This window comes from Actinomadura bangladeshensis (genome assembly GCF_004348335.1).
Classification (GTDB): Bacteria; Actinomycetota; Actinomycetes; order Streptosporangiales; family Streptosporangiaceae; genus Spirillospora; species Spirillospora bangladeshensis.
Genome location: NZ_SMJW01000365.1, coordinates 1 through 5,971, shown reverse-complemented (window position 1 = coordinate 5,971; position 5,971 = coordinate 1). Strand labels below are relative to the sequence as shown.

Below are 5,971 nucleotides of genomic sequence, written 5' to 3'. Positions count from 1 at the left end.
GGGGGTGGGGCGGAAAAGCCTGGTGGTGCGCCTGCGATTACGGCTGACGAGTCGGTCAAGGTGCTCAGGGAGTGGACGGAGCGGCACAACGAGGCCATCACATCGGGTGATGCGGGGCTGTGGCGCAAGGCGGTGATGGGGGCGCTGGAGGCTCCTGTCAGTGCGCGCGTGCGTACCTACGGGAAGTTGTCAGCGTCCGCGGAGATCTCGTTATCGAATCCGGTGTTCTACGTGCCGCGCCTGGACGGGTTCCCCAAGTGGTTCGGGGTTGCGGCGCTGGAGCGGTCGAGTGGTGATGATCAGCAGGTTCTCGGCGTTTTTGTGAAGGCGAAGAAGGGCGATGATTGGCGCGCGGCGCACTGGTTGACATTTCAGGGGAAGCCGCCGCAGCTCGCGTACGACCGGGAGGGCTACGCGATTCCGGCACCCGATCGCGGGCTGCCGACAGCGCATGCGAGATACCTTGCGGACGGTGACGAGAGCGCCGTGGTGCCTGACGCCTACTCGCGGGATGCCAGGACGAAAAAGGTCGGTGACTGGACTGCCGGGCCTGCGACGTTCACCCCTGGTCCCGGTACGTCCTATGCCCTGCGCACTCAGGACGGCGGGTCGCTCGTCTGGTACGGGTTGAGGCAGGAGCAGACGCTCACCGACGGCGCGGAAGCCACCCTTCCTGCGGAGGTCGGCGACTATCTGGAGAAGGACCGCGACGAGCCGGGGAAGACACTTCGGGTGTCCTGGCAGTGGCTCGCCATCGGGTACGCGCCGTCTGCGGGTAAAGCCCGTGTGCTGGGCGAGTCGGTTTCGCTGGCGTCCGCGGGCTGAGAAGCGTGCGGCGCCCGCCCCGGGGTGGGGCGGGCGCCGGTGGTCTCTTACGCTTCGCTGCTCGGCAGGGAGCTGGCCGTGACCAGGGTGCGGATCGCGCCCAGCGCCACCGAGAGAGTGGCCAGGTCGAAGCTGTCGCTCTCCCAGATCTCGCTCAGCGTCTGCTGGGCGCGCTGGACGGCCGGCTTGTTCTTCTCCGACCAGAAGATCAGGCGCTCCTCGGGGCGGCCGCCGGGCTCGCTGGTGATCAGGACGTCCCGGGTGAGGGCCGCGTGCGCCGCGTACAGGTCGTCGCGGAGCGCGGAGCGGGCCAGCGTGCGCCACTTGTCGTCGCGGGGCAGCGCGATGATGCGCTCCCGCAGGCGGGACAGCTGGAGGCGGTCCGCCAGGTCGAAGTAGACCTCGGCGACCTCCTCCACCGGGCGGCCCGTGTCGTGCGCGACGCCGACCAGGTCGAACGTGGAGTAGGCCGGGACGAACGCGGCGCACTGCTCGGCCAGCTCGTCCGGCACGCCGAGTTCGGCGAAGCCGTCGCGGCGCTGCTCGAACGCGGCCAGGTCGAGGCCGACGAGCAGCTTCGACACGTGTGCGCCGAGGGTCGCGGCGCCGCCGCTGAAGAAGTCGATGCTCTCCCTTATGTCGAACGGCGGCCGCCGGTTGTGCAGCAGCCAGCGGGCGGCGCGCTCGGTCAGCTTGCGCGCCTCCAGCAGCATCGCGATCTGCGTCGACTCCTCGACCTGGTGGGAGAGTCCCTCCACCGCGGACCAGAAGTGCGGCATCTGGAAGACGTCGCGGGCGACGAGGTAGGCGCGGGAGATGTCGGACGCCGACGCGCCCGTCTCCTCGTTCATCCGGAACACGAACGTGGAGCCGCTCGCGTTGACCACGTCGTTCACCACGGCCGTCGTGATGATCTCGCGGCGCAGCGGGTGCCGGTCCATGTAGGTGCGGAACCGCTCGCGCAGCGGTGTCGGGAAGTAGTCGACCAGCCACGACTCCAGGTAGGGGTCGTCGGGAAGGTCGGCGGCGACGATCTCGGCGTCCAGCGCGAGCTTGGCGTAGGCGAGCAGGACGGAGAACTCCGGGCCGGTCAGCCCGAGCCCCGACTGCCGCCGCTCCGCGAGCGCCTTGTCGTCCGGCAGGAACTCCAGGTGCCGGCTGAGCCGGCCGTCGCGCTCCAGCTTGCGCATGTACCGGGCGTGGACGTGCAGCATCGAGGGCGCCTGCGCGCGGGACGCGGCGAGCACCACGTTCTGCGCGTAGTTGTCGCGCAGGACGAGCCGACCGACCTCGTCGGTCATCTCGTAGAGCAGGCCCTCGCGCTGCTTGCCGGTCAGCTCGCCGTCCCGGACGACCTGGTCGAGCAGGATCTTGATGTTGACCTCGTGGTCGGAGGTGTCGACGCCGGCGGAGTTGTCGATGAAGTCGGTGTTGATGATGCCGCCGCCGCGCGCGAACTCGATCCGGCCGAGCTGGGTCACGCCGAGGTTGCCGCCCTCGCCGACGACCTTGCAGCGCAGCTCGGCGCCGTCCACCCGGACGGGGTCGTTGGCCTTGTCGCCGACCTCGGCGTTGTTCTCGATGGACGACTTGATGTAGGTGCCGATACCGCCGTTCCACAGCAGGTCGACGGGCGCCTTGAGGACGGCCCTGATCAGCTCGTACGGGGTGAGCGCCTTCGCCCCGTCCTCGATGCCGAGCGCGGCCCGGATCTGCGGGGTGACCTGGATCGACTTGGCGGTGCGGGGGAAGATCCCGCCGCCCTTGGAGATCAGCGCGGTGTCGTAGTCGGCCCAGCTGCTGCGCGGCAGCTCGAACAGGCGGCGCCGCTCGGCGAACGACGCGGCCGCGTCCGGGTCGGGGTCGATGAAGATGTGCCGGTGGTCGAACGCGGCGACGAGCCGGGTGTGCTCCGACAGCAGCATGCCGTTGCCGAACACGTCCCCGGACATGTCGCCGATGCCGACGGCGGTGAAGTCCTCCCGCTGGACGTCCTTGCCTAGCGCCCGGAAGTGGTACTTGACCGACTCCCAGGCGCCGCGGGCGGTGATGCCCATCGCCTTGTGGTCGTAGCCGACGGACCCGCCGGACGCGAACGCGTCGCCGAGCCAGAACCCGTACTCGGCGGCGACGCCGTTGGCGATGTCGGAGAACGTCGCGGTGCCCTTGTCGGCCGCGACGACCATGTAGGTGTCGTCGCCGTCGTGGCGGACGACGTTGGGCGGCGGGACGACCTTGCCGTCCACGAGGTTGTCGGTGAGGTCGAGCAGGCCGGAGATGAAGTCCTTGTAGCAGGCGATCCCGGCCTTCTGCCACGCCTCCCGGTCGACGGACGGGTCGGGGAGCTGCTTGCCGACGAAGCCGCCCTTCGCGCCCGCCGGGACGATGACGGTGTTCTTCACCGCCTGCGCCTTGACCAGGCCGAGGATCTCGGTGCGGAAGTCCTCGCGCCGGTCCGACCAGCGGAGCCCGCCGCGCGCCACCGACCCGAAGCGCAGGTGCACGCCCTCGACCTTCGGCGAGTACACGAAGATCTCGTACATCGGCTTCGGCTGCGGCAGGTCGGGGATGAGCGCCGGGTCGAACTTCATCGCCAGGTACGGCTTGCCCTGGTAGTGGTTCGTGCGCAGCGTCGCCTGGACGAGCGCGAGGTAGGCGCGGAGGATGCGGTCCTCGTCGAGGCTGGCGACCTCGTCGAGCTTGCCCTGGAGCTCCTCGGTGATGCCGAGGCTGCGCTCCTCCTCGCCGCCCTGCAGGGACGGGTCGAGGCGGCTCTCCCACAGCCGGACGATCAGCCGGGTGATGGAGGCGTTGCGCAGCAGGACCTGCTCCACGTACCGCTTGGAGAACGCCATGCCGGTCTGCCGCAGGTACATGGCGTAGGCGCGCAGGATCATCGCCTCGCGCCAGTTCAGCCCGACGTGCAGGACGAGCGCGTTGAACCCGTCGTTCTCGATCTCCCCGCGCCACAGCGCCATGAAGGCGTCCTGGAAGAGGTCCTTGATGGCCTCCTCGGGGACGTCCGCCGGCGGGACGTACCGGAGCCCGAGGTCGTAGATCCAGAACCGGCGGCCGTCGGAGGTGCGGATCTCGTACGGGCGCTCGTCCACCACCTCGACGCCCATGTTCTGCAGCAGCGGCAGCACCCGGGACAGCGAGATCGGCTCGCCCAGCCGGTAGATCTTCAGCCGCCGCTCGCCCGGCTCGGCGCTGAACGGCTCGTACAGGTTGATGGAGGTGTCGCCGTCCCCGGTGAGCTCGTCGAGGCGGCGCAGGTCGGCGACGGCCGTGCGGGCCGGGAAGTCGGCCTTGTAGCCCTCGGGGAACGCCTCCCCGAACGCGCGGCCGAGCGTCCCGGAACGTTCCTCGCCGCACTGCTCGACGACCGCGTCGGCGAGGTCGTCCTCCCAGGAGCGGGTGGCGTTGGCGAGCCGCTCCTCCAGCTCGGCGACGTCGACGTCCGGCAGCGGGCGGCCGCGCTCGCCGCGGACGACGACGTGCAGCCGCGCCAGCAGCGACTCGGTCACGTTCGCGCTGTAGTCGACGCTGACGCCCTCGAACGCCTGCTTCAGCAGGTCCTGGATGCGGAGCCGGACCTTGGTGGTGTAGCGGTCGCGCGGCAGGTACACCATGCACGACATGAAGCGGCCGTACAGGTCCTTGCGGAGGAACAGCTTCAGCTGGCGGCGCTCGCGCAGCCGCAGCACGCCGAGCGAGATCTTCAGCAGGTCGTCGACGGAGATCTGGAACAGCTCGTCGCGCGGGTAGCTCTCCAGCACCTCGACGAGATCCTGTCCGTCGTAGCTGTCGCGGGTGAACCCGGCGAGCTCCAGCACCTCGTCCAGCTTGCGCTTCAGGACGGGCACGTGCGCGATCGACTCGCTGTAGGCGACGTGCGTGAACAGGCCGAGGAAGCGGCGCTCGCCGACGACCTCGCCGGCGTCGTCGAACTTCTTCACCCCGATGTAGTCGAGGTACAGGGGCCGGTGGACGGTGGAGCGCGAGTTCGCCTTTGTCAGCACCAGCAGGTGCTTCTCCGTCGCCCGCTCGCGGACCTCGGGCGGCAGCGCCGCGAAGCTGTCGGACTCGCGCTTGTCGCTGCGCAGGATGCCGAGGCCCGTGCCCGGCTCGGGACGCAGCGCCGTGCCGTCGCCGGTCAGCGTGTAGTCGCGGTAGCCGAGGAAGGTGAAGTGCCCGTCGCGCAGCCAGTCGAGCAGCTCGACGCCCTCGGCGAGCTCCTTGTCCGGCAGCGGGGGGCGCCTCTCCTGGATCGCGGCGGCGATCTCGCCGGCGCGGGCGCGCATCTTGGCCTCGTCCTCGAAGGCGACCCGGACGTCCTGCAGGACGCGGAGCAGGTCGCTCTCCAGCGCGTCCAGGACGGCGCGGTCGCTGGTGCGGTCCACCTCGATGTGGATCCAGGACTCGTCGACGTCGGTGTCGCTGTCCAGCTTGTGGCGGAACGCCCTCAGGTGGCCGGCGACGTCGCGGTCCACGCCGAGCAGCGGATGGACGATCAGGTGCGTGGTCAGCTGGTGCCGGGTCAGCTCCATCGTCACCGAGTCGACCAGGAACGGCATGTCGTCGGTGACGACCTGGACGACGGTGTGGCCGGAGTCCCAGCCGCACTCCTCCAGCGTCGGCGTGAAGACGCGCACCTTCGCGCGTCCCTGCGGGCGCTCCTCGCCGAGGGCCCGGTGCGCCATCGCCGGGCCGCCGATGTCGGCCGGGTCGCGCGCCAGCAGGTCCTCGTGGGCGACCTGCCGGTAGTAGAGGCGAAGGTAATCGACGACCTCCGCCGCGTCCCCGCCGCGCGCCCCCGGGCGCTGCCCGCACGTCTCAGCGGCCCGCCGGAGCAGGTCGTCCTTCGCTTGATCGAGCATGCCGCTCATCAACAACTCCCCTTGAGACCCTTCGCCACCTCGTTGTGGCGCCGCTCACTGCATGAGCGTAGCCAGGAATCACCTCAAAGCCGACCTGCTATGCAGCAAGCTCAACGTGGCCTGCGCCACCCTGCGAGCCCACCCTGCCAGGCAGCCCGGCCGCCGCGCCGGTTCCCATGCCGTGGTATCAGAACGGGGACGTCAGGTGCCGTTCGCCTGGGCGTCGCCCGGCCCCGGAGTGCCGGGCGGGCCCGACGGGTCGGGCG

2 protein-coding genes are annotated in these 5,971 nt (G+C 70.1%); one reads left to right on the top strand and one right to left on the bottom strand.

Annotated features, from left to right (window positions below; translation table 11 throughout):
* Positions 1-825 (top strand): DUF8094 domain-containing protein (locus E1284_RS42150; protein WP_165965582.1); only part of this gene is annotated, 825 nt, incomplete at its 5' end.
* Between the two features lie 47 nt (positions 826-872).
* Here E1284_RS42150 and E1284_RS37605 read toward each other — a convergent pair.
* Positions 873-5,714 (bottom strand): NAD-glutamate dehydrogenase, encoded by a 4,842-nt coding sequence (locus tag E1284_RS37605; protein ID WP_131944917.1) that lies wholly within the window; start codon positions 5,712-5,714, stop codon positions 873-875.
* Between the last annotated feature and the right edge of the window lie 257 nt (positions 5,715-5,971).